This window comes from Pseudoalteromonas sp. T1lg88 (assembly GCF_002964765.1).
Taxonomy (GTDB): Bacteria; Pseudomonadota; Gammaproteobacteria; order Enterobacterales; family Alteromonadaceae; genus Pseudoalteromonas.
This window is the reverse complement of sequence record NZ_PQCF01000004.1, coordinates 1-23,955: the sequence shown is the minus strand read 5'-3', so window position 1 is coordinate 23,955 and position 23,955 is coordinate 1. Positions and strand designations below refer to the sequence as shown.

Here is a 23,955-nt window from a genome sequence, read left to right as displayed (position 1 = left end):
TATCCATGGCGCGCGGTATTAATAAAGTGATTTTAGTGGGCAACCTGGGTCAAGACCCTGAAGTTCGCTACATGCCTAACGGCAATGGCGTTGCTAACATTAGCATCGCGACCAGCGACAGCTGGAAGGATAAAAACACGGGTCAGATGCAAGAGCGTACCGAGTGGCACCGCGTGGTGTTGTTCGGCAAGCTGGCCGAGGTAGCCGGTGAGTATCTACGTAAAGGCTCGCAGGTTTATATCGAAGGTAAATTGCAAACCCGTAAATGGACAGATCAAAGCGGTCAGGAAAAGTACACCACGGAAATCGTGGTTGACGGTTTCGACGGTAAAATGCAGATGCTCGGCGGTCGCGGTGAAAACCCAGGCGGCGGTCAAGGCGGTTACCAAGGTGGCCAGCAGCAGGGCGGCTTCGGTGGCGGCCAGGCGCAGAGCCAACAAGGCGGTCAGCAAAGTGGTGGCTATGGTCAATCACAGCAGCAGGGTTATGCACCGCAGGGTAACCAAGGCATGCAGCAAGCTGCTCCACAACAAGGTGGCCAGCAAGGTGGCCAACAAGGCGGTGGTTATGGCAACCAGCAGGGCGGCCAACAGGGCGGTTTCGCTCCTAAGCCACAAAATGCCCCTCAAGGCGGCGCTGCTAACCCAATGGAACCGCCAATCGACTTCGATGACGATATTCCGTTCTAAGGTAAATAAGCTTGCTTAACTGAGCTTATTGAAATCTAGATAGTTTCTTCTGAAGGCCCCGTAATACGGGGCTTTTTTATGGGCTCACACTTGAGCTTCCCCAGCACATGGACAACACTTTAGTCATGAGTAAAGATGACTAATAGACCTTGGATTTGTCCATTTTCACTAAGTATCAAAAGCTTGGCTTAACTTGCATGCTTGGCGCGCTGATGATGGTGCTGATCAACGCCATTTTGGTGTGGGGCTTGATGCAGGAGCGGCAATCGCAAATACAACAACTGGAAACGCGGCTTGAGCAATTGGGCAGTGTTAACGAGCAGGTGCTCTCCACGGCTCTGGCGCCTTATGGTTTATCAAGTAAGGCGCAAACGGGGAGTTTTGTGATGCCGGTACAATTTAATCTGGCCCTGAGCTCAGGGGCGCTCACTGTTTATAGTCAGCCCTTGTGGCAGCAGCATAGCCATTGGTTTATTGCCATTAATGTTTTGTTGCTTATTTTTTTATGGCGCACGGTACAGTGGCTGCGCAGGACCGAATGGCGTGCGGCGCGGGCATTCAGCTGCTACGGAGGGCAGAAAAAAGAGGACGAAGACCAGGATAGCCATCCGGTCAGTGCCAATATGCTGGGGGTCAACCAGCTTTATCAAAGTGTTTTTGCTATTGTTTATTGCCAGCGCTTAAGCTCGGTAGCATCCGGGGTCGTGAGCTTATTCGAGACCCTGTTGCAGGAGCAGTTACAGCATCAACAAAGGGTATCGGTTAAAATTCTTAATTCCGGCTGCTTCGCCATTACGGTTAAAGAAGTGGCCTATAAACAGCTGGAAACTCATTTGCAAAGCTTTAGTGCCATGGCGCTTAAGTGTTGCCGTAGCCTATTGCCTGATTTGCGTCGCGATGAGGTTAAAGTCGGCCTGTGTAACTATCGCAGTGGTGCCGATCAGGCGGTGGTCTATCAGCTATGCCAATCGGCATTGGCACTGGCGTGTCAGAGTGAGCACAAGCATTGCTACCGCATTCCCTTTAGTCATAATCACTCCATGCTGCTGGCCGCCAAGTCCTGCTCTTTGGTTGATGCCATTAATAACGAGCAGTTTGTATGTTTCTTCCAGCCTGTATTCGACTTATATAATGAGGAGATTATGCATCACGAAACCCTGCTGCGAATTCGCCATCCACAGCTAGGGCTGATTTCTCCCGAATATTTACTAAGTCACAGCACGCCTGAAAGTGCTGCGCGCAGCGTTGATATTGCCGTACTGAAGCGTCTTGAAACCATGCTTAAGAGCGAGCAGCTGCAGGCCGATATCAGTTTAAATATTCACCCCAGCTCCTGGCTTGATGATGATGTATGGCGGCGGTTAGGGGAGTTTTTAGAAGCCCACCCCAGGGTGTGCCTGGAGTGTCCGGCAGCGCTGCTGGCCAAGCAACCCAGGCTGATAGCAAAGCGCTTAAAAAGCACAACAGCGTGCCAGCGCGGAATCATTGTCGACCAGCTAAGCAAGTGGCCCACCGACGCCATAAACACCCTTAATGTACCGATTAAGGCCGTTAAATTAGCCAGTGAATTGATCAGCCATGTGGATACGGACAGGCATATTCAGCGTCGGGTTTTATCTTATGTCGCCAATGCACAGCGCTTGGGGATAGTGGTTTTTGCGGTCGGCATTGAGCGCCATCAACAGGCCGAAGTGCTAAAACAACTGGGTGTGCAAGGAGCGCAGGGCTTTTACTTCACCGGCACCATTAACCAACTCAGTGCCTTTAACTTGCCCCAATAAGGCCGCGATACCTAAGGCCTTCCTTACCCTGTAAGCCACCGGTATGGATGGCAATGATATGGCTGCCGCCGGGAAAATAACCCTGTTCGATCAGTTGCCAGAGGGCATAGATCATTTTGCCGCTGTAGATGGGCTCCAGTGGGACCTTGTGAGTGTGTTCGAACCATTGGCAAAAGCGCCATAGTTCGGGGCTAAAGCGACCATAGCCGCCGTCATGATGGTCACAAAGCAGACGCCATTCGCAGTTGGGCTGTGGCTGAAGCCGTGTGATTTCTTGTTGTAGGTATTCGGCATTTTTCAATACAGCTATGCCCAACACCTGGGTTTGTGTATGCCCGGATAGCAGTCCCGCCAGGGTGCCGCCACTGCCGGTGGCACACGCTAAGAACTGATGTTCCGGCAGGCTGTGGGCCAGTTCTTCGACTCCCCTTAAGGCGGCGGTATTGGTGCCACCTTCGGGAAGGATAAAAGCCTTGGTAAAGCGCTGATGTAATTGCTCTAGATACTCCGGGCTATTGCGCTGGCGATACTCGATACGGGTAACCGGATGCAACTGCATGCCGCAGGCCTTGGCAAAACGCAGCGTCGGATTATGCTCATCCAGCTGCGGGCCCCGCACTATAGCGCGCGTTGGTATGCGGAATATTTTGCCGGCGGCGGCACTGGCATACAGGTGGTTGGAAAAGGCGCCACCAAAGGTCAGCAGCTCGGATTTACCGGATTGGGCAAAGGCGACCAGGTTGTACTTTAACTTGCGCCATTTGTTGCCATGGATAATGGGGTGCAGCAAATCGTCACGTTTAATACTCAAGCGCACACAGTGTTTTGTTAGCAGCGCATCCTGGATTTGCTGCAGGGGAGATTCGGGGATTGTATTTTCGACCAGATTCATGGTTAACCGTGTTTATTTGCTGTGAGTATGTGCAATGATGGCGCTGCGTTATTATCCGTTGCGACTAGGGTAAAAGCCAGCTTCAAGCTGGAATCCAGTACTTTTACCCACCGAGTCAGCGACTGTTAAGCACAGAGGTGGACAATGAGCGCCAGCGGTGGCGAGATAAGGGGTTATACTAGGCTTGCCGCGGGTAAGTTTTTAAATGTACTACTTTATGCGTATGTCGACAGATGTCATCAAAGTTTTGCATTTACGGCGCTCAATGTGCTGTTTTTTAGAGACCAATGCAAGCTTTATGTTGCCGCGACGCAGTTGCATTGGTAAAGTGTCCCAAGCTTTCAGATAATAAGAATTTTCAAAGGTCAACCAGTCCCATGTTCAAGAAACTCCGTGGTCTTTTCTCCAACGATCTATCGATCGATTTGGGGACAGCGAATACCCTGATTTACGTTAAAGAAGAAGGTATCGTCCTTAACGAGCCTTCAGTAGTAGCCATTCGTCAAGAGCGTGCTGGTGGACCTAAAAGTGTGGCTTCGGTAGGGACGGAAGCCAAGCAAATGCTGGGTCGTACCCCGGGCAACATTAAAGCCATTCGCCCTATGAAAGACGGTGTTATTGCCGATTTTTATGTTACCGAAAAAATGCTGCAGCACTTTATTAAGCAAGTGCACAACAACAATTTCTTGCGCCCAAGCCCACGCGTTCTAATTTGTGTGCCTTGTGGTGCCACTCAGGTTGAAAAGCGCGCCATTCGCGAGTCGGCCATGGGTGCTGGTGCTCGTGAGGTGTATCTTATCGAAGAGCCGATGGCGGCAGCCATTGGTGCCGGTCTGCCGGTATCTGAAGCAACGGGTTCCATGGTGGTCGATATCGGTGGTGGTACCACAGAAGTGGCCATTATCTCACTGAACGGTGTGGTGTATTCTTCATCGGTGCGTATCGGTGGTGATAAGTTTGATGAAGCCATTATCAACTACGTACGTCGTAACTTCGGTAGCCTGATCGGTGAAGCCACGGCGGAGCAGATCAAGCACGAGATAGGTTCGGCATTTAAGACCGACGAAGTAAGAGAAATGGAAGTACGTGGCCGTAACTTGGCCGAAGGTGTACCGCGTTCATTTACTCTGAACTCACACGAGATCCTCGAAGCCTTGCAAGAGCCATTGATGGGCATAGTAAGTGCGGTAATGGTGGCGCTGGAGCAATCGCCGCCAGAGTTGGCATCGGATATTTCTGCTCACGGCATGGTATTGACCGGCGGTGGCGCACTACTGAAAGACCTGGATCGCTTACTAATGGAAGAAACCGGTATTCCGGTTGTGGTAGCCGACGACCCACTTACTTGTGTTGCGCGTGGGGGCGGTAAGGCCCTGGAAATGATCGACATGCATGGTGGTGACGTATTTAGCTACGACTAATGAATTTATTATTTGGTCGCACTATTTCAATGCAACTGCGATTAACCATCGCAGTTGTGCTTAGTGTTATTCTTATTCTTGGTGATCGCTACACCAGTGGCGGCACAGCAGTACGTACCTCGCTTAATACCCTGGTCAGCCCCTTGTTATACCTGGCCAATCTTCCCTATGAGCTGCTTTCGACCAGCGCTAAAAACCTGACCTCTCGTGAACAACTGCTAAAGGAAAACGAAGCCCTGAAAAACAAGCAATTGTTGCAAAGTGAACAGCTGCAGCAATATGCCTTTTTGGTGCAGGAAAACGAAAAGCTGCGTGCTTTATTAGGCTCAAACCCGAGGCAGCAGCAAGGTAAGCTGGTGGCCCAGGTTTTATCCGTGCACTCGAATCCTTACAGTCACCAGGTGGTGATCAATAAAGGAACTTCGGATGGCCTGCGTGAAGGCTTGGCGGTAATAGATGAGTTGGGTGTGGTCGGCCAGGTGATCCAGGTCGGCGCCAGTACCAGTCGCGTCTTGTTGCTTACAGATACCACTCATGCCACGCCGGTGCGGGTGCTGCGCAACAATGTGCGCACAGTGGTTGAAGGCATGGGTAAGATCTCCAGTGTTAAACTTTCTCATGTGCCTCATAGCTTGGATATTCGTATCGGTGATGTGTTATTAAGCTCTGGGCTTGGCGAGCGTTTTCCCGAAGGTTATCCGGTTGCCGTGGTCACCCATATCAATCGTGATGAGGGTCGCCCCTTTGCGCAAATCTACGCGCAGCCGGTGGCGCAGCTCGATCGTATTCGACTATTGCTGGTGTTAACCGATTCACCCCAGATGCAAGAGGTAAAGATCGATGAGTAAGCAATATGGGCTCATTATCTTAAGCGTCTTTTTCTCCTTGGTAATGGCGCTAATGCCCTTACCGATTTCCATGGAAGCGTTTCGTCCCGACTGGGTGCTTTTGGTCTTAATGTATTGGTCATTAGCCTTGCCGCATCGCGTCAATATAGGCACCGCCTGGCTAACCGGCTTGATCATTGATTTGGCCACAGGCTCTCCGCTTGGAGTGCATTCGCTGACTTATGCGGTGACCATTTACATTACTGCCAGTAATTATCAAAAGCTGCGTAATTTTTCCATTTGGCAGCAAGGCTTATTAGTAGCCGTGTTCCTGGCCTTGCATCATCTGCTGCAGTTCTGGCTCCATCACTTTCTTTTGGATGTTTACTTTTCGCCGCAATACCTGTGGCCGGTGTTAACCGGTGCCATTTGTTGGCCCTGGTTGTTCCTGTTGCTGCGTAAATACCGCCGTCATTTTCGGATCCGTTAATCATGAAGCCAATTTATCTTGCTTCGCAGTCGCCCCGGCGCCGCGATCTTTTAGCGCAATTGGGCGTTGAATTTGAACAGTTTTCCGTGGATGCGGACGAACGTCCCTTGGCCGGTGAAAGCGCTCTGGCGCTGGTGGAGCGTCTGGCTCGTCTTAAGGCGGAGACCGGCGTTGCCCTGGGCTATCATGACCGTCCTGTGCTTGGCAGTGACACAGTAGTGGTGTGCGGCGAACAAATCATGGGTAAGCCCCATGATTTTGATGATTTTGCTGCCATGATGCGGCTGCTCAGTGGCCGCAGCCATGAGGTTTTGACCGCGGTGGCTTTGGCAGACACAGAGCATACAAGCAGTGTGGTGGTCAGCACTCAGGTCACTTTCAAGACCCTGAGCGAGGCGGAAATAGCCGCCTACTGGCACAGCGGTGAACCCTATGACAAGGCCGGAGGCTACGGCATTCAAGGGCGTGCGGGCGCTTTTGTCACCCACCTTAGCGGTAGCTATTTTGCGGTGATGGGGTTACCTTTGTATGAGACACAAAAATTACTAGCTGAATTTTAGCATGAGCTCAGAATTACTTATCAATGTGACTCCCAGTGAGAGTCGCGTCGCCTTAATAGAAAATGGCGTGCTGCAAGAGATCCAGGTTGAGCGCATCGGCAATCTCGGTATCGTCGGTAATATTTATCTCGGTAAGGTGAGTCGCGTATTGCCCGGTATGCAGGCAGCCTTCGTCGATATCGGCCTAGACAAAGCAGCATTTTTACACGCTTCTGACATAGTCAACAGCGCCTCCTTTGAAGACGGCCTCGACGAGCAGCCGGTGAAAAAGGTGCAGGATATTCGCGAGTTGGTACGTCAGGGCCAGCATATTATGGTGCAGGTGGTTAAAGACCCTATCGGCACCAAGGGTGCCCGATTAACCACGGACATCACCATTCCTTCACGTTATCTGGTGTTTATGCCGGACGCCACACACGTGGGCGTCAGCCAACGCATCGAAAGCGATGAGGAGCGCCAGCGTTTAAAAGACATAGTGGCTCAGTATAATGATGAAAACGGTGGCTTTATTGTGCGCACCGCCGCCGAAGGGGCGAGCGAGCACGAGCTTAAGCACGATGCCGAATTCCTTAAAAAGCTGTGGTTGAAAATAGTCGATAAGCGTAAAAAGACGCGTAAAGAAAGCATATTGCACGAAGACTTAAAGCTGGCGTTTCGTACCCTGCGTGATTACGTTGGCGAGGATATGGAGCGCATTCGCGTCGACTCCAAGCTGACTTATCAGGAGCTGGTGAGCTTTACCGAAGAGTTTGTGCCGCACCTTCATAAAGTGCTGGAATACTACCCAGGTGAGCGCCCCATTTTTGATCTTTTTGATGTCGAAAACGAAATTCAAAAGGCACTGCACCGCAAGGTAGAGCTGAAGTCCGGCGGATATCTTATTATCGATCAGACCGAGGCCATGACCACGGTGGATGTGAATACCGGCGCCTTTGTCGGTCATCGCAATCTCGAAGAAACGATTTTCAACACCAATATCGAAGCCACCAGTGCCATTGCGCGTCAGTTGCGACTGCGTAATCTGGGCGGCATCATAATTATCGACTTTATCGATATGATCTCCGATGAGCACAAAAGGCGGGTATTGCACTCTTTAGAGCAGGCGTTGTCTAAGGATAGAGCCAAGGCCAATATCAATGGCTTATCGGCACTGGGGCTGGTGGAAATGACCCGCAAACGCACTCGGGAAAGCCTGGAGCATATTCTCTGCGGTGTGTGTCCATCCTGTGCCGGTCGGGGCTCGTTGAAAACGGTGGAAACCGTCTGTTATGAAATCCTCCGTGAGATTGTGCGCGTCAACCGCGCCTATGATGCCGACAAATTTATGGTGTACGCCTCAGCGGCCGTCAGTGAAGCGCTGATAAACGATGAATATCACAATCTTGCCGAGCTAGAACTCTTTATTGGTAAACAAGTGATTATTCAAACCGAAAACCTGTATAGCCAAGAGCAGTTCGATGTGGTGATGATGTAGTGAACGCCAGGTCGGTTTGCTTTTTTTGCGTCACAAAAATTTGGCAACTCAGCGCCATAATTTTAGTGCTGTTGGCCGTGCTTGTGTCGCTGCTAAAATACAGCTTGCCTTATGCCAACGATTACCGTGTCGAGGTCGAGCAGTTTCTTGGCGAGCAGCTTAACGCCGATATCTCCATAGGTTCGCTTAGTGCCAGTTGGCAGGGCAATGGCCCGGCCCTGGTGGTTAACGAAGTGGGCTTTGCCGATAACGCCCAAGCCCCCATCAGCGTCAGCGTGGCGCAAACCCGCCTCCATATCAATTTGTGGCAATCCCTGCTGCACAGACAGTTACGCTCTAACTATTTTGTGCTTAATGGCTTTAAGGCCAAAATTGACGCTCGGCAACTGTTTGCCAATCAGCAAAGCAATAATAACTCACAGCAGCAAGCGCTGATCGAGAGCCTCTTCCTCGGCGCCTCAGGGCATTTTGCCATAGAGGAGAGCGAGCTTAATATCATCAGCCTGGATAATCGTAATCATAGAATCTTGTTAGAAAATTTGGTGTGGGAAAACCGCATCGACGGGCATTATGCCGAGGGGCAGGTAAGCCTGCCCGGCATTGAACAGAACTCTTTGGAAGCACGGCTTAAGCTATCCGGTGAAACCCTGGCCGGGGTGTATGGGGATCTTTATGTGCAGGCTCAAGGTCTGGATGTTTCCGGCTGGTTAAACGACTATCTGCACCCCGAACTTAAAGAGCTGCAGTCGGATTTAAACATTGAGTCTTGGTTGCATTTTGCCGGTGGGCGCCTGACCGATGTGCAGCTGTTAACCCATCCGAGCAAGTTATCCTGGCGTAATGGCGAGCAGGATGAATACCTTGAATTGCAGCAAGGCATGGTACGAATTCACCCGCAAGCCAAGGGCTGGCGAGTGCGTACATCCGGACTGCAGCTTAGCGACGAGCAGTTCCAATGGTCACCGCTGATTTTCGATGCCTTGTTTAGCGATGAGCAACAGGTCTGGGTGCAGGATTTGGATATCTCCATGGTCTCCACCTTTGCTCGTTTGGCCAAGGGCGAGGCCCTACAAGGCTTGCTTTCCATTCAGCCGCAAGGCTTTATCAATGAAGGTTATTTCCATTGGCAAAACGCCGATAAATGGCGCTTATGGTTTGCCGCCGAGCATCTCGGCTGGTCCGGCATTTATGGTATTCCTGGGGCGCAAGACCTCAGTGCCACAGCGCATATTACCAATGAAAAAGGCCTGCTAAGCGTACAGGGGAGTGATAATCACCTGCTTACCGGCGACACCTTTAGTCAGCCGCTGGCCTATCAACAACTGGTGGCGGAAATTGCCTTTTATAACCATGGCGATTATTGGTCGATTGAAAGCGATAATGTGCGCTTAAACAATGACGACCTGCAACTGGTGAGCGAATTTGCCTTGCACCTAGAGGCTCAGCCTAATCTTGACCTCTATGCTGAGATCAGCGGTGGCAGCGCCGCCAGCGCCGGGGCTTATTTTCCCGTGCCCTATATGCACAAAAATTTGATCGACTACCTCAATGGCGCCATTAAGGGTGGTGACATGCGCTTTGCTCAGGTGCTGATGCAGGGGCCGATTGCCGAGTTTCCCTATACAGAAAATCAGGGCCGCTTTGTTGTTAAGGCCGAAGTCGACAACGCCAAATTCGCCTTCGCCCCCCAGTGGCCAGCCCTTGACGAGATAGGTGTGAGCCTGAACTTTGATAATCAGCGCATGGATATCTACAGCCGGGAAGGGGAGTTATTAAATTTAAGCCTGGACAGCAGCGTGCATGTCTACCTAGAAGACTTGCTCAATGCCGATACCCTGTTTATCGATATTGACGAGCAGGTCGACGCCCCAGAATTACAGCCGTTTTTTGCCGATACGCCATTGGCTAAGCCACTGGCGACCGTATTTGATGTGATTCAGGCAAAGGGCAGTATTGCCGGACAGTTACAGCTGCAAATCGACCTTAAGGACGGTGGTGTGCTGGCAAAGGGCGATGTGGAATTTGCCGGCAACCCTGTGTATCTGGCTCAGCCCGGTTTAAACCTCGAAGACTTACGTGGTCGTTTGAGCTTTGCCAATGATCACATTGAGATTAAAGAGGCCAGTGCCAGTTGGCAGGGCATGCCGCTCACCATCAGCCTGTTAGGGGCGCAGGAAGGTGACAGCTATAACACCAATATTGAGCTGAGCCTGGAGGCGGATACTGTCAAGCTAGAGCAGCACCTAAATGGCTTGCTGGCGCCTCAGTTGCAAGGAAAAACGCCGCTGAATGCTCAGCTTCAACTGAAATTCGGGGCGCAAGGCTTTAATTATGAGGCCCATGTACAAAGCGATCTGATCGGCATCACCAGCAGCCTACCGGCACCCTATAACAAACAGGCACAAGAGGTATTACCCCTTAATGCGCTGATCCAAGGCGATGATATTTCTAACTTAATTATGGCTGAGCTCGATGGTCAGCTGTATTTCAATGGCATCTTAGATAATGGCAGTGGGCAGATGAGCAGCGCTCACCTGATAGTCGGTGAGCAAAACCTTGGCCTGAATCAGCAGGGCTTTGATGTCACGGTAAACCTGCCCAAGGCGGATGTGTTGGCCTGGCAACCTGTTATCGACAATATTATCAATGTTTCGAGTCGCCCTGCGAGCGGCAACTCGGTAATGCCCAAATTCAATAAGGTAGTTGGGCAGATAGGCCAGGCGCAGTTGGGCCCAGTGCCCTTCAACGAGCTGGAATTTACTCTGACTCCAACGCCAGGTGCCATGGATTTAAAGCTGAACGCCAAGGAATTAAGAGCGCGTGTTGATATCCCTACGGGGGAGCAGCAGCGCGATATTCATATTCAAGCCGATTACTTACGAGCCAATGTGCCTACGGAACAAAAGCCCCAGAACGAGCTGGAAAATGCATTGGCAGAGCAAGCGCTTGAGCTGCCTGAGGAAGACCTTAGCTGGCTAGCCCGTCTACCGGCGGTGCGCTTTGACTGCGACGACTGTCGCCTGAATCAATACCAGCTGGATAAGGTAAGCATGGCTTTTGAAGGGGATGGCCAGCAACTTAATATTAAAAATATCCTAGTCGATAAGGGCGAGCATACCTTACGTGCCGATGGTATCTGGCGAGACGGGCAAACGGCGCTGCAAGGAGAGTTTAAAAGCGATGATATCGGCGAGCTGTTCGATGAATTCGATATTACCTCCACGGTTCAGGACTCTAACGCCAGCATGGATTTTGCCTTGCACTGGCGAGCAGCGCCCTATGATTTCGATATCGCCAGTTTGGGTGGCAATATCGAATGGCGTCTAGGGGAAGGACATTTAAGCGAGATCAGCGACGGCGGTGCCCGGGTATTCTCATTGCTGAGCTTGGACTCACTGGTGCGTAAACTGAAACTGGATTTTCGCGATGTTTTCGCCAAGGGCTTTTTCTACAACAGCATGGAAGGAAGCATGCAGCTGGCCAGCGGTATTGCCTATACCAAGGACACAAAAATGGATGGTGTGCCGGCAGATTTAAGTATTCAAGGGTATGCCGATCTGAATAACCAGACTCTTAATTACGATTTGTCGGTGGCGCCGCAGGTAACCTCCAGCCTGCCGGTGATTGTGGCCTGGATGGTGAACCCGGTAACGGGCCTAGCAGCTTTAGCGCTGGACAAGGTGATCCACTCGGCGCGGGTGATCTCCGAGATTAAGTTTAAGATCAGTGGCCCCATGAGTGACCCTGAGGTGATTGAGCTTGACCGTAAGAGTCGTGAAGTGACCTTGCCTCAGGCGGCGCAAAATGAACCGCCAGAAGAGGGCGATCTGGAGCCACAACCACAGTGATTATTCATGCCTTGCAAGTGTGTGCTCAAAGCGACCCGGAAGTGAACTTTGCCGCGGTACAGGCCTTGATAGCCGAACTGCCGCCGCAGCGTCCCGCTCTGGTGTGCTTACCTGAAAGCTGGCTGTGCTTTGCCAAACAAAGCGAGCAGGTGCTGGCCGTGGCCGAGCAGCATCAAGCCTGGCGTCAACGTCTGGCACAGCTATGCCGTGAGGAAAATATTTGGCTGGCCGCCGGTACCCTGCCCGTGATGAGCACCAGTGGTCGCTATTATGCCGCTTCCTTGCTTATCGACAACCAAGGCGTCGAGCGCGCCCAGTACAATAAAATTCACCTTTTCGATGTGACCGTTGCCGACAGCACGGGCAATTATCGCGAGTCCAAGCATACCCAGCCTGGCGAGCAAGTCGTCGTGGCCGACACGCCTTTTGCCCGGCTGGGACTCAGTGTGTGTTATGATATGCGCTTTAGTGAATTATATCGGGCGCAAGTGCAACAAGGCGCTGATGTGCTGCTTGTTCCCAGTGCCTTTACCGTGCCCACCGGGCGTGCCCACTGGCATACCCTGCTGCGGGCCCGCGCCATCGAAAGCCAGGCCTATGTGGTGGCCGCCGGTTTATATGGCCGTAATGGCACCGAGCTAAGCCATGATAATGGCCGCGAAACCTATGGTCACAGTGTGATAGTGTCGCCCTGGGGCGAGATCCTCGCCGAGCTAGATCATGGCCAAGGGTGGATAAGCGCCGCCCTCGACAGCAACGAATTAAATCAATGCCGTGAGCGCATGCCGATGGCCGCTCACCGCCAAGCGAGAAAAGTAATTTTATGAGCCAAGTAGAGCACAATCTCTTAACCCAGAGTCATATTGACCGTGATGATCTCGCCAAAGCCCTGGCCTATATTCACCAGCACAAGGTGGATTATGCCGACCTGTATTTCCAGTCCAGCTATAACGAGTCCTGGGTATTGGAAGATGGCCTGGTAAAAGAAGGCAGCTACAACATTGAGCGTGGTGTTGGCGTGCGCGCCATCAGCGGCGAGAAAACCGGCTTTTCCTATTCCGATGCTATCAATCTTGAGGCCATTAATAATGCCGCTATGGCCGCGCGCAGCATTGCCGATGCTGGTCAGGATGGCAAGGTACAAGTCTTTAGCGAGCAGGATGTAAAGCGCCAGTTTGAGCCCATGCAGCCCATTCAAAGCATGAAGGACGCGGACAAGGTGGCCCTGCTGCATGAAGTGGAAGACTATATCCGTCAATTGGCTCCAGAGGTTGAGCAGGTGGTCAGCTCCATGTCGGCGGTTTATGAAGAGGTTTTGATTGCCGCCAGTGATGGTACCTTTGCTACGGATATTCGCCCACTGGTGCGCTTGAATTGCTCCGTATTGCTGACCAAGGGCGACCGCCGTGAGCGCGGCGGTGCCGGCGGCGGTGGTCGCACAGATTTTCATTACTTTAAAGAGCTGGTCGAAGGTAAGCCACGCTGGATGCACTACGCCGAGGATGCGGTGCGCATGGCGCGAGTAAACCTTGAAGCCATAGATGCTCCGGCGGGCACCATGCCAGTGGTATTGGGCGCAGGTTGGCCGGGCGTGCTACTGCATGAAGCGGTAGGTCATGGCCTGGAAGGTGACTTCAACCGTAAAGGGGCATCGGCCTTTAGCGGTAAGATAGGTCAACAGGTGGCCTCCGAACTTTGTACCGTGGTTGATGACGGCACCATGGCCGATCGTCGCGGTTCATTAAATATCGATGATGAAGGTACGCCTGCCGGTTATAACGTGCTGATTGAGAACGGTATCCTTAAGGGCTATATGCAGGATAAGCATAACGCCAAGCTGATGGGGGTGGCACCTACCGGTAATGGTCGTCGTGAGTCTTATGCTCACCTGCCTATGCCGCGTATGACCAACACCTATATGTTGGCCGGTGAACATTCACAGGCGGATATTATCTCCTCGGTCGATAAGGGCATCTATGCGCCTAACTTCGGCGGCGGTCAGGTAGACATTACCTCGGGTAAGTTTGTGTTCTCGGCTTCCGAAGCCTATTTGATCGAAAACGGTAAGATCACCACGCCGATTAAGGGCGCGACCCTGATAGGTAACGGCCCAGAGGTAATGAAGCAAATCTCCATGGTCGGCAACGACCTTGAGCTGGATAAGGGTGTGGGCGTGTGTGGTAAGGACGGTCAAAGTGTACCGGTTGGCGTGGGTCAGCCGTCGCTGAAAATTGACCAGCTTACCGTGGGCGGTACCGCCTAAGGTAGGTAAACAACGAAAAAAGGCAGCCACGGCTGCCTTTTTTGTGTTTTAAGACGTCGGCTCTAAAGCATCAGATCTTTAAGGATCTGAAATAGCTCTTTGAAGGCCTTGCCCGGTTTTTCCTGCTTAACCTCTTTCGCCGCCTGGCGAATAAGCTGGCGCATACGTTGGCGTTCCAGTTGCGGGTAGGTCTCCAGCAAGGGATTAAGACCGGCGTCGCCCTGGGCGATAAGATCATCACGAGTTTGCTCGATATGATTGATGATCACGTCTTTCTGGTTGTTCTTATTGGTGATAATGGCCATTGCCTGGTGAATGTCTTCGACATTAGTGGTGCTGCGCAGGGTTTTGGCAATATAGTTTAAGTGTCGACGGTAGGCGTCCTTTTTATCCTTTAAACGATCGGCCAGGTCCATCGCCGCTTCCAAGTCGGGACTAAGCGGAAGCTTCTCGCGTTGCTTTTTAGACAGGTTGGCAATCTCTATGCCTAGCTCATGGTATTCCATGGCATCGCGCTTAAGCTCGCTTTTAGATACGTAAATAATCTCTTCTTCGGGTTGCGGTTTTTTGGCCATACTGGTCTCGAATAATGCACTTTGTCGTTATTATACCAATTCGTTTGGCTAAGTGGTCGGAAAATTGCGCAGATAAAATCGCGGCAGCACCGCCTGTAAGGCAGAAACAAACAACAAAGCGTAACTGACGCTAAATTAGTGAGAGGCTTTGTGGTAGGCTAGGGTCATTAGATTCAAGAGCGAAACGAATTATGCAAGAAAACGAATCTGCGGCGATTTACCAGCAAATCGACGAAGTAAAAGAGGCCGTCAGTGAAGTCTTAGAGCAGGCCAAAAAGCTCGGCGCCACGGCGGCCGAAGCGGCGATGTCGAGCACCAGCGGCTTGTCGGTGAGCACCCGTTTGGGCGAAGTCGAGACCATCGAATTTAACCAAGATGGTGGCTTAGGTGTGAGTGTTTATGTGGGTAATAAAAAGGGCTCGGCATCGACCGCAGACCTAAGTCCACAAGCCTTGCGTTCCGTGGTGGAAAAGGCCATTGAAATTGCCAAATACACCTCGGAAGACCCTTGCAATGGTTTGGCCGATGCCGAATTGTTAGAAATGAGCCCGCCGGATCTGGACCTTTATCATCCTTGGCAGGTAACGCCGGAACAAGGCATTGAAATTTGTCAGGAAGCGGAGCACGCGGCGCTAAACTTCGACCCGCGCATAGTGAATTCCGATGGTGCCAGTTTTAGCAGCCATCAGGGCCTGCGCGTATATGGTAACAGCCATGGCATGCTGGCTGGTTTCCCGCGTACCCGCCATAGCATAAGCACCATGGTGATAGGTCAGGAAGGGGAGCAAATGCAACGCGACTCGGCCTACACCATAGCTCGTGAACAAAGCGGTTTAAAGGCGGCCAGCGAAGTGGGCCTGGAAGCGGCCAGCGAAACCCTGGCGCGATTAAATAGCCAAAAGCTGGGCACCATGAAGGTACCGGTGATTTTCCGTGCCGATGTGGCTAACTCCTTGTTTGGCCACCTGGTAGGAGCCATTGGTGGTGGCGCCCTGTATCGCAAATCCAGCTTCTTGCTTGATAGCCTAAATACTAAGGTGTTCAGCGATATAGTTAATATTAGTGAGCGCCCGCACTTGCTTAAAGGCTTTGCCTCGTCACCCTTTGATTCAGAAGGGGTAAAAACTCAGGACCGTGAAATTATTCACGGCGGTGAGCTAAAAACCTATCTTCTGGCCAGCTATGCGGCCCGCAAAATGGGTATGACGGCAACCGGTCACGCCGGTGGCATTCATAACTGGCTGGTGGAACAAACGCACCAGGATTTAAAGGCGCTGCTGAAGCAGATGGGTCGTGGTTTATTGGTGACCGAGCTGATGGGCCAGGGCGTTAATACAGTGACCGGAGATTACTCCCGCGGTGCCGCCGGATTCTGGGTTGAAAACGGCGAAATTCAGTATCCGGTGAGTGAAATTACCATAGCCGGTAACCTGAAAGACATGTTTAAGGGCATAGTCGGCATAGGTGGTGACATCGACCCGCGCGGTGGTGTGCTTACCGGCTCAGTGCTTATCGAGCAAATGCAGATAGCCGGCGAGTAACTCAAGCATCTATTCTTCGAATAACTTTAAAGCGCCTGATGGGCGCTTTTTTTCATTTTGCGCTTTACCTTAACTTAAGTTGAGGTTTTAAAGTCTTTCCTAAGTTAAAAAATGAAAACCAAATTAGGAGAGAGCTATGTACTTAGAGCATGTAAATTTAGTGGTCACGGATATCAATGAGTCGCTGCGTTTTTATCGCGCCGCCTTCCCGCACTGGCAGGTACGCAGCAAGGGAGAAGGTACCTGGTCCGGTAAACCGCGCAATTGGCTGCACTTTGGCGATGACTACCACTACATTGCCCTGAGCGATAACGGCGAGGGGGTTAATCGTGATCTGGAAGGGCATCAACCCGGCTTGGCGCATTTCGCCTATGTCACTCAGGATATCGATGGGGTGATAGAGCGCTTGCAGCAGGCGGGCTTTGCTATTGCCAAAGACGGGATGGATAATCCCTATCGTCGCAATGTTTACTTTCTAGATCCGGCGGGTTTTGAGGTGGAGTTTGTGCAATACCTGACGGATATTCCCGAGCTGCGTAATAATGAGCTGTAACGAATTTGTCTTTTAAATTTGTTTGATTTTTGTTTCGTAAACGTTAATAATTCAACCCAATCGCAAGGATGCACTGCGTGGAGCATTAGATTTTATCCACGCTAGAATATTTCGGAATTAAAGTTAATGCAGGACGCAACACAAATAGCTTCCATTGAATCGGGCTTATCTTCGCTTTGTCTTATCGCCCGCTACCATCAAAAACAAGCTGATTTTGCACAGTTGTTTCATGACTTTAATGTTGAAACAAATAATCAAGAGTATATACATGTTCAACTACTTAGAGCGGCTCGCTCTCTTGGCTTTAAGTCTAATTATGTGGCTTGCCAGGTCTCTAAATTAAACAATGATGTGTTGCCTGCTATCGCATTCACCAAAAAGGGTGAATATGTCGTAATTGCCAAGGTGGTTGATGATCAGGTTCTTGTTCATAACCCCCTTTCTTCTCCAGCTCAAAGTACGATCTCCTTAGACGAATTCCCCAATACCTTTGGGGAAAAAATCTTGTTACTTTCTCCGCGACAAAGTTTATTAAGCCCCTCAGCAAAATTTGGTTTTAGTTGGTTTATTCCAGCTATGGCGAAATACAAGCGATTTTTTAGTGAAGTATTAATCGCATCATTTTTTATACAGTTGCTAGCATTGGCTTCACCTATATTCTTTCAAGTTGCGATTGACAAGGTTATGGTCCACAAAGGCATGACAACCTTGGATGTACTTGCAATTGGCTTCTTCTTCATCATTATTTTTGAAGTATTGCTAACTGGGTTGCGTACCTACTTGTTTAGCCACACAACGAATAGAGTTGATGTCGAGTTAGGAAGTCAACTCTATAATCATATGCTTCGTCTCCCCATCTCATTTTTTAAATCACGGCGCGTGGGTGACACGGTTGCGCGTGTGAAAGAGTTAGACACAATCCGAGACTTTATGACTGGCTCCGCTCTCACCGTTGTGCTCGATATGTTTTTTACCTTGGTCTTTTTTGCTGTCATGTTTTATTACGCTCCCAATTTAACGTGGATCGTTGTTGGTAGTTTGCCATTGTATTTTTTGGTCGCGTTTGCTCTAGGACCAAAGCTAAGGAATAAACTAGAGGCAAAATTTCAACGTAGCGCTGAAAATCACTCATTTCTTGTCGAGTCAGTGCATGGTGTGGAGACTATTAAGTCATTAGCAATTGAGCCGCAAATGCGTAACAAATGGGATGAGAAGCTCGCAGATTATGTGTCCGTTTCTTTTAAAGCTGGTCAGCTAAATAATTTATACGGTCAGTGTTCTTCATTCATTACAAAGTTAACCAGCATTTTAATTCTTTATTTTGGTGCGATTGCTGTAACCGATGGTGTGCTTACTATTGGCCAGTTCATCGCTTTTAATTTGCTTGCGCAACGAATTGCTGCGCCAATAATGAGATTTGCGAACCTGTGGCAGGACTTTCAGCAGGCTCGTATATCGGTTGAACGCCTTGGAGATATCCTAAATACGCCGCAGGAAAGTGGTGAGCAAAATAAAATCTCACTGCCCAAACTAGCTGGCAACGTTACATTTGAGCATGTCAATTTTAGGTATGCGCCTAATCGTCCTACTGCACTCAGTGATATTAGTTTGCGGGTTAAATCTGGAGAAGTTATCGGATTAGTGGGGCGTTCAGGCTCGGGCAAAAGCTCGCTGACAAAGTTAATTCAAAGGTTGTACCTTCCCGAATCGGGCAGAGTCCTCGTTGATGGCGTCGACCTAGCTCTGGTTAATCCTACCTGGCTTCGTCAAAACGTGGGTGTTGTGCTTCAGGAGAATTTCTTATTCAACGCTAGCGTACGAGATAATATTGCACTGAGTGATCCCGGTTCGCCTCTCGACAAGGTTATAGCGGCTGCAAAACTTGCCGGTGCGCATGAGTTTATCTTGGAGTTACCTCATGCGTATGACACCCAAGTAGGAGAGCAAGGCTCCACCTTATCAGGAGGGCAGCGCCAACGCATCGCTATCGCAAGAGCGCTTCTTACAAACCCTTCTATTCTTATTTTCGATGAAGCAACGAGTGCTTTAGATTATGAGTCAGAACGAATTATTCAAGAAAATATGGCGCGAATATCTAAAGGTAGAACGGTGTTTATCATAGCCCACAGGCTCAGCGCAGTTCAACAAGCAAACCGTATTATCGTGCTTGATAAAGGGCGCATCGTTGAAGCTGGCAGCCATAGTGAGTTATTAACCCAAAGGGGTCATTACCATTACCTTCATAGTATGCAATTCACACCTTCAAAAGCAGTAAAGGTAGCAAGCCATGAGTCGTGAATTAAGCAAAACATACTATGAGTTTTTACCTGCCGCATTAGAGGTGCAGTCAGCCCCGCCCCCTAAGTTTGCTCGTAGTATTGTATGGACTCTAGTGGCGCTACTTATCATCGCTGTTCTTTGGGCTTGTATTGGAAAAGTAGATATTGTTGCCGTGGCAACAGGGAAAGTTACACCAAAACAACAGGTTAAAGTGATTCAGCCAGTAGAGAGTGGCGTGATCAGGGCCATTCATGTTGTTGAAGGACAGAAAGTAAAAAAAGGTGAGTTACTCATTGAGTTAGACCCGGCCATTAATGCGGCAGATACGCGTAATTTAGCTGAGCAAAAGGCAGACATTACACAACAAATTTCACGGTTAACTTTGTTTGCTAAGTACTTACAAAATGGTCAACGACCAAATGTTAACGGGCTTAATACTGAGCAACAAGCTCTCTTACACAGCGAGCTAAACACCTATGATAAAAAGGTTGATGCGTTGAATGCCGAAATCCAAAGGCTCAATGCAGAATTACAAGCGGTGACATTAGCCGAACAACAAGTGAAACTCACACTGCCTTTGATCCAAGAACGTACACACTCGCTTGCCAAACTAGAAAGTACAAAAATGGTAGCCCGGGAGCAATATCTAGCCCTTAAGCAAGACGCAATCACCATGGAGCAGCAGTTGCTCATAGAAGGTGCAAACATTGCACGTCTAAAAGCCGCTATAAAAAGTGCGGCAAGTAACCTAGCTCAGCAACAAGCAGAGCAACTCCAGAGTATTTTGTCGCACAAGCATGAACTCACTGCACGTTTGCATCAAGTTTCTCAGGAGCTAACAAAGAGTGAATTCCTTGAAGGTAAAACGCGTTTAGAAGCGCCAGTTTCAGGAACGGTTGAAAATTTGGTTGTAACAACGCTCGGTGGCGTGGTCACTCCTGCTCAAGAGATTTTACGTATTGTCCCAGAGGATGACGAGTTGATTGTTGAAGCGGGCCTGCTAAATAAAGACATTGGCTTCACTTACCCAGGTCAAGCGGTGGAAGTCAAGATTGAAAGCTTTCCTTTTACCCGGTACGGCATTATCGAAGGAGAGGTTATTGATGTCTCCACCGATGCCGTAGAGCATGAGCAACTAGGCCTTATTTTCCCAGTAAAAGTTGCCTTAAAACAACAAAGTATTCAAGTGGATGGTAGAAAAGTCCCCTTATCAGCGGGGATGACGGTCTTTGCCGAGGTTAAAACGGGGCAAAGGAAAATCATTGAATTTTTGTTATCGCCTATCGTGCAGCATGTTGATGAAGGGGCGAGAGAGCGATGAGTTCTAAGAAAGCGGTTAGATATAGTGCATTTGTTAACTTTCATAGGAAAGTGGCCAAGTTGATGTTGGTTGATTTTAGGCGGCATGAGAGTGACGATAGTTTGCATAGTCTTTATTTATTTTTATACCTATTATCTTGTTATTTTTTGGTTTGTTTTTCTGATTTTTTTTATGATTTTTCACATGATTTTATTTATGAATATATTCCTTCTTCTAAGTTTCATTATGAATTTAGCTTAAGTCTTGGGGAGGAGGTTTTTGTTTCCTTTGTGATGAGTGTTTTTACGTCATTCGCTCTTTTTTTTCATTACTTTTTTCGTGGTTTTACAAGGGCTTTCTATCATGGTTTTTATAACCTTTTATCTATTTTTAAGTATTATTTAAGTTTGATTATTCTTTTTGTTTTTGTTTTTTATTCTTTTTGCTTTTTTTATGTTAATCCTGGTGTTTTTTTAAGTTATGACGATTTGGGTACCAAAGGGGCTAGAATAATAATATCAAGCTATGAAAATAGAATAGTTATGCTTTTTTGGTTCTCATTCTTTATAGGTTATGGCTTTCCAGTACTTGCTGGGGTGTTGTTTAATCAATTGTTAAGGTTTTTTTATATTTCATTATTGATAATTTGGAGAAAGTGCTATGGAAGCTAATTCTTTACTTATAACCTACCCTTCTGAGCCTGTTTTTGTTAGTTTTAGAGGGACCTATCGGTTTATGATAAATCATGATGGCTCAGTTTATACGAGCGGAAGTGGTGGGCAGGTTGGAGGTGAGCTAGTACCAAATTTAATTGGTGGCTATAATGAATATGGTGAGATTGTTTTTTATAATAAATGTGATGGATTATATCATAACTTAGATGGTGACATACTAAACCATGAAACGTGGACGGTTGAAAAACCTATTTCCGAAATTATCGACACCGATCCCGATGTTCCCATTATAGGCTCTGATAGTGATTATGATCCAGCGGATCCCCCTTTATTAGGTGGAATGGATTACCTTAGAGCATCCTTTGATGGCGCTTTTAAGGGGGCGGAAACTGCACTTAAAAAATATAATGTAAATCAGGCAGAACATCTTAAAATTGATGTTAAAGGGTTAAAAGCACTTCAGTTGATTACGAAGACTATTCCATTTGCTGTGATTGACGCAGGTATACAAGCAGCAAATGATGGAGTATCTGGGTTCGCGAAATCGGTTGTTAGCACGGGCGTAGGGCTCGCTCTTGGAGCTTTCGCCAGTTTCGCTTTAGCTTCGGTAGCTTTACCAGCTGTAGTGGTTGGGGGAATAGCTCTAGGAGTTAGTTTATTAGGATCTTATTTAGTAGCTGATAATTGGGGGGCAGAGCAGGATAAGTTTGTAGATGATCTTGTAGATGACTTGGTTGATGTTGCGAATAGTATTGCTGAGGCTGCAAATGCACTATTTGAACAATTCGGAGAAAAAGCTAATCAGCTGGCAGATCAATTTTCTGCTTGGCTGAAGGACCAATTTGAAAAACTAGCCGATAAGCTAGGTGAATTAGATGGCAAGGTGCAAGACGCTCTTGAAGAGTTCGAGAAAAATACCCTTGATAATCTGCTTAGTCTTTCTGACTTCTTGAACAACTTACCTGAGCATGCCGATAATGCGTTAGAGAGCCTTAAAGATTTCTTCGATGATATCGTCGATGCAGCGCGCCCACGAAGAGATCCACTTGTATTTGATTTAAATGGTGATGGCGTCAGCACAGTGAGCGCTGATGCGGGCATTATGTTTGACCATAACGGTGATGGTATTCGTGTGGGAAGCGGCTGGGTATCTGCTGAGGATGGCCTGCTTGTTCTTGATATAAATAACAATGGCGTAATAGATAATGGCCATGAGTTATTCGGTGACAACACCATCATCGATGCGCAAACAGGGGAGCGCGCAGAACATGGTTTTGCTGCGTTGCAGGTGCATGATGAAAATTTGGATGGTGTTATTGACGCACAAGACAGTATCTACAGCAGCTTGCAGATCTGGCAAGATGTTAATCAGGACGGTATTAGCCAAATTGATGAACTCTATTCACTTGAAGAGCTGGGAATTCAATCAATAAACCTCAACTTTGATAATCTAAGCACCCTGCAAAATGGTAACCAGCTTGCTTTCAACAGCACTTTTACTCTAGAAGATGGCACGACCAATACGGTATCTGCAGTTTTCTTCGCCGAGGAAGCATTTTATCAACAAGCGCAAGACCCTATTGAAATTAGTGCTGAGCTGGCTTCTTTACCCGAGTTGCAGGGCACAGGCGGGTTACATAGTCTACGAGAGTCAGCAACTTTAAGTTCAGAGTTAGCTGAGCTTGTTCAACAGTTTAGCGCTTCTACGACGCGAGATGAACAAAAAGCACTTACCCAAGCGCTGCTGTGGGAGTGGCATAAAACGTCCAATAGCAATACCTTATACGAGTTTCAATCGAATAGACTTGAGCTAGCTCAGCAAGACTATTATAACCGTGAGTATTTCGAAGAAGGTACAAAATATAGCCTTGGTTATGAAGTCACTGATATTAATTTATCTTATTTTGAATCTATTACCTTGAGTGATGGCAGTACACAAAGCAGTCAATTTATATTTAACGATCTTGCCTTGAGTCACGACGGCGGTATTGCCTCTAAAATTAGTATGTTAGAGGCATTTTACGGTCGTCGTTATGCAGAGCTATATCAATCCAGAGTTTCACGTGTTGGGTACGATACCATTGAAACGTGGAGTTTATTCGCAAATATACAAGCAGGTCAAAAAGATCAAGTTAACGAATCCATAGAGGCAGCCTTTCAAGAATTAGAGAAACGCACGTATTTTTCTTTGGCAGCTCAAACTAGATTGAAACCCCTACTCGATTCGATCACAGTGGTTTTTAATCCCGAAGGTATTGCTTACGATTTTAGTCAGTTTGAAGCAAACTTTGAAGAGCTTTTGGTTTTGGATAGAAGTCAGGCTATCAAAGATTTAATAGATATAATTCATAATGTTGAATCAATTAAGAATAGCCACTGGGACGCCTCAAGTTACCTCATCAATTTATTGACGGATCCATCAACAACACAAGAAGTGCTAGACAGTATTCGAAATGAATACAGTTTAATTATTGACGCTCAGGGTAATTTCACTGCTGATGGAGATGACAATATTGTTCTTGGTAAGAGTGACGACAATATACTCCACCTTGGTGATGGTCGCGATATAGCGCATTCTGGAAGTGGTAATGACTACCTCTATGGCGGTAATGGCAACGACAGTCTCGATGGTGGGGCTGGTAAAGATTACCTGTATGGTGGCAATGGCGATGACGTGCTGCGCGGTGGTACGGGCGAGGGTGATTACCTCCGTGGCGAGGCCGGGAATGATACCTACCTGTTTGCCAAGGGGGATGGCAATACCACGATTGACAATTACGACACTGT

Annotated in this window: 17 protein-coding genes and 1 pseudogene; 16 read left to right on the top strand and 2 right to left on the bottom strand. The window is 48.7% G+C overall.

All coding sequences use genetic code 11. The features are described from left to right. Nucleotides 1-5 precede the first annotated feature (5 nt). Together ssb and C2M34_RS01370 are read left to right on the top strand one after the other, a co-directional pair. Entirely contained in the window at nt 6-689 is a 684-nt protein-coding gene (ssb, locus tag C2M34_RS01375; RefSeq protein WP_105214913.1) for a single-stranded DNA-binding protein, read from the top strand. A gap of 197 nt (nt 690-886) precedes the next feature. Then, a complete protein-coding gene (locus C2M34_RS01370; RefSeq protein WP_105257872.1) occupies nt 887-2,470 on the top strand; it encodes an EAL domain-containing protein in 1,584 nt (527 codons plus the stop codon). Here the strand turns inward: C2M34_RS01370 and C2M34_RS01365 are convergent. Beyond that, nucleotides 2,454-3,362, bottom strand: coding sequence for a 1-aminocyclopropane-1-carboxylate deaminase/D-cysteine desulfhydrase (locus C2M34_RS01365; protein WP_105257871.1), 909 nt, complete (start codon nt 3,360-3,362; stop codon nt 2,454-2,456). The two genes, C2M34_RS01370 and C2M34_RS01365, sit on opposite strands and share 17 nt — an antisense overlap. A gap of 377 nt (nt 3,363-3,739) precedes the next feature. Here C2M34_RS01365 and C2M34_RS01355 point away from each other — a divergent pair, with 377 nt between their 5' ends. The 8 genes from C2M34_RS01355 to tldD are packed head-to-tail and all read left to right on the top strand — an operon-like array spanning nt 3,740 to nt 14,245. Next, nucleotides 3,740-4,783 (top strand): rod shape-determining protein, encoded by a 1,044-nt coding sequence (locus C2M34_RS01355; RefSeq protein ID WP_105200035.1) that lies wholly within the window; start codon nt 3,740-3,742, stop codon nt 4,781-4,783. Beyond that, nucleotides 4,783-5,631, top strand: coding sequence for a rod shape-determining protein MreC (mreC, locus tag C2M34_RS01350; protein WP_105200036.1), 849 nt, complete (start codon nt 4,783-4,785; stop codon nt 5,629-5,631). The genes C2M34_RS01355 and mreC overlap by 1 nt, the downstream gene beginning before the upstream one ends. Continuing rightward, on the top strand, nt 5,624-6,100 hold the full coding sequence (gene mreD, locus C2M34_RS01345; protein ID WP_105200037.1) for a rod shape-determining protein MreD: 477 nt from the start codon (nt 5,624-5,626) through the stop codon (nt 6,098-6,100). Before mreC ends, mreD begins: the two co-directional genes overlap by 8 nt. A gap of 2 nt (nt 6,101-6,102) precedes the next feature. Beyond that, nucleotides 6,103-6,660: a Maf family protein gene (locus C2M34_RS01340; protein WP_199878760.1), complete on the top strand. Its 558-nt coding sequence runs from the start codon at nt 6,103-6,105 to the stop codon at nt 6,658-6,660. A gap of 1 nt (nt 6,661) precedes the next feature. Further along, nucleotides 6,662-8,134 carry a ribonuclease G gene (gene rng, locus C2M34_RS01335; protein ID WP_105257868.1) on the top strand — a complete coding sequence of 491 codons (1,473 nt, stop codon included), beginning with the start codon at nt 6,662-6,664 and terminating at the stop codon, nt 8,132-8,134. After that, nucleotides 8,134-11,982, top strand: coding sequence for a YhdP family protein (locus C2M34_RS01330; protein ID WP_105257867.1), 3,849 nt, complete (start codon nt 8,134-8,136; stop codon nt 11,980-11,982). Before rng ends, C2M34_RS01330 begins: the two co-directional genes overlap by 1 nt. Further along, complete coding sequence (locus C2M34_RS01325; protein WP_442792774.1) at nt 11,982-12,809, top strand: carbon-nitrogen hydrolase family protein; 828 nt, start codon at nt 11,982-11,984, stop codon at nt 12,807-12,809. Before C2M34_RS01330 ends, C2M34_RS01325 begins: the two co-directional genes overlap by 1 nt. Next, nucleotides 12,806-14,245, top strand: a complete 1,440-nt coding sequence (gene tldD / locus C2M34_RS01320) for a metalloprotease TldD (RefSeq protein ID WP_105200042.1) — start codon at nt 12,806-12,808, stop codon at nt 14,243-14,245. Before C2M34_RS01325 ends, tldD begins: the two co-directional genes overlap by 4 nt. A 62-nt stretch (nt 14,246-14,307) precedes the next feature. Here tldD and yjgA read toward each other — a convergent pair whose 3' ends face one another. Further along, on the bottom strand, nt 14,308-14,820 hold the full coding sequence (gene yjgA / locus C2M34_RS01315) for a ribosome biogenesis factor YjgA (protein ID WP_105200043.1): 513 nt from the start codon (nt 14,818-14,820) through the stop codon (nt 14,308-14,310). A 191-nt stretch (nt 14,821-15,011) separates the two neighbouring features. Between yjgA and pmbA the strand changes: the two genes are divergently transcribed. The 6 genes and pseudogenes from pmbA to C2M34_RS15985 form a co-directional block, all read left to right on the top strand. Then, a complete protein-coding gene (gene pmbA / locus C2M34_RS01310) occupies nt 15,012-16,361 on the top strand; it encodes a metalloprotease PmbA (RefSeq protein WP_105214890.1) in 1,350 nt (449 codons plus the stop codon). A 136-nt stretch (nt 16,362-16,497) separates the two neighbouring features. Continuing rightward, entirely contained in the window at nt 16,498-16,914 is a 417-nt protein-coding gene (locus tag C2M34_RS01305; protein ID WP_105257865.1) for a VOC family protein, read from the top strand. A 126-nt stretch (nt 16,915-17,040) separates the two neighbouring features. Beyond that, nucleotides 17,041-19,212: a type I secretion system permease/ATPase gene (locus tag C2M34_RS01300; RefSeq protein ID WP_105257864.1), complete on the top strand. Its 2,172-nt coding sequence runs from the start codon at nt 17,041-17,043 to the stop codon at nt 19,210-19,212. Further along, complete coding sequence (locus tag C2M34_RS01295; protein WP_105257863.1) at nt 19,202-20,515, top strand: HlyD family type I secretion periplasmic adaptor subunit; 1,314 nt, start codon at nt 19,202-19,204, stop codon at nt 20,513-20,515. The genes C2M34_RS01300 and C2M34_RS01295 overlap by 11 nt, the downstream gene beginning before the upstream one ends. Further along, complete coding sequence (locus C2M34_RS01290) at nt 20,512-21,165, top strand: hypothetical protein (RefSeq protein WP_105257862.1); 654 nt, start codon at nt 20,512-20,514, stop codon at nt 21,163-21,165. Before C2M34_RS01295 ends, C2M34_RS01290 begins: the two co-directional genes overlap by 4 nt. Continuing rightward, nucleotides 21,155-23,955: pseudogene (locus tag C2M34_RS15985) on the top strand (hypothetical protein); the annotation flags it as partial. The gene C2M34_RS01290 and the pseudogene C2M34_RS15985, both read left to right, overlap by 11 nt.

Excerpts from the sequence above, each read along its gene's own strand:
- ssb (WP_105214913.1), top strand. The coding sequence starts at position 6 with ATGGCGCGCGGTATTAATAAAGTGATTTTAGTGGGCAACCTGGGTCAA.
- C2M34_RS01370 (WP_105257872.1), top strand. The coding sequence starts at position 887 with ATGCTTGGCGCGCTGATGATGGTGCTGATCAACGCCATTTTGGTGTGG.
- C2M34_RS01365 (WP_105257871.1), bottom strand. The coding sequence starts at position 3,362 with ATGAATCTGGTCGAAAATACAATCCCCGAATCTCCCCTGCAGCAAATC.
- C2M34_RS01355 (WP_105200035.1), top strand. The coding sequence starts at position 3,740 with ATGTTCAAGAAACTCCGTGGTCTTTTCTCCAACGATCTATCGATCGAT.
- mreC (WP_105200036.1), top strand. The coding sequence starts at position 4,783 with ATGAATTTATTATTTGGTCGCACTATTTCAATGCAACTGCGATTAACC.
- mreD (WP_105200037.1), top strand. The coding sequence starts at position 5,624 with ATGAGTAAGCAATATGGGCTCATTATCTTAAGCGTCTTTTTCTCCTTG.
- C2M34_RS01340 (WP_199878760.1), top strand. The coding sequence starts at position 6,103 with ATGAAGCCAATTTATCTTGCTTCGCAGTCGCCCCGGCGCCGCGATCTT.
- rng (WP_105257868.1), top strand. The coding sequence starts at position 6,662 with ATGAGCTCAGAATTACTTATCAATGTGACTCCCAGTGAGAGTCGCGTC.
- tldD (WP_105200042.1), top strand. The coding sequence starts at position 12,806 with ATGAGCCAAGTAGAGCACAATCTCTTAACCCAGAGTCATATTGACCGT.
- yjgA (WP_105200043.1), bottom strand. The coding sequence starts at position 14,820 with ATGGCCAAAAAACCGCAACCCGAAGAAGAGATTATTTACGTATCTAAA.
- pmbA (WP_105214890.1), top strand. The coding sequence starts at position 15,012 with ATGCAAGAAAACGAATCTGCGGCGATTTACCAGCAAATCGACGAAGTA.
- C2M34_RS01305 (WP_105257865.1), top strand. The coding sequence starts at position 16,498 with ATGTACTTAGAGCATGTAAATTTAGTGGTCACGGATATCAATGAGTCG.
- C2M34_RS01300 (WP_105257864.1), top strand. The coding sequence starts at position 17,041 with ATGCAGGACGCAACACAAATAGCTTCCATTGAATCGGGCTTATCTTCG.
- C2M34_RS01295 (WP_105257863.1), top strand. The coding sequence starts at position 19,202 with ATGAGTCGTGAATTAAGCAAAACATACTATGAGTTTTTACCTGCCGCA.
- C2M34_RS01290 (WP_105257862.1), top strand. The coding sequence starts at position 20,512 with ATGAGTTCTAAGAAAGCGGTTAGATATAGTGCATTTGTTAACTTTCAT.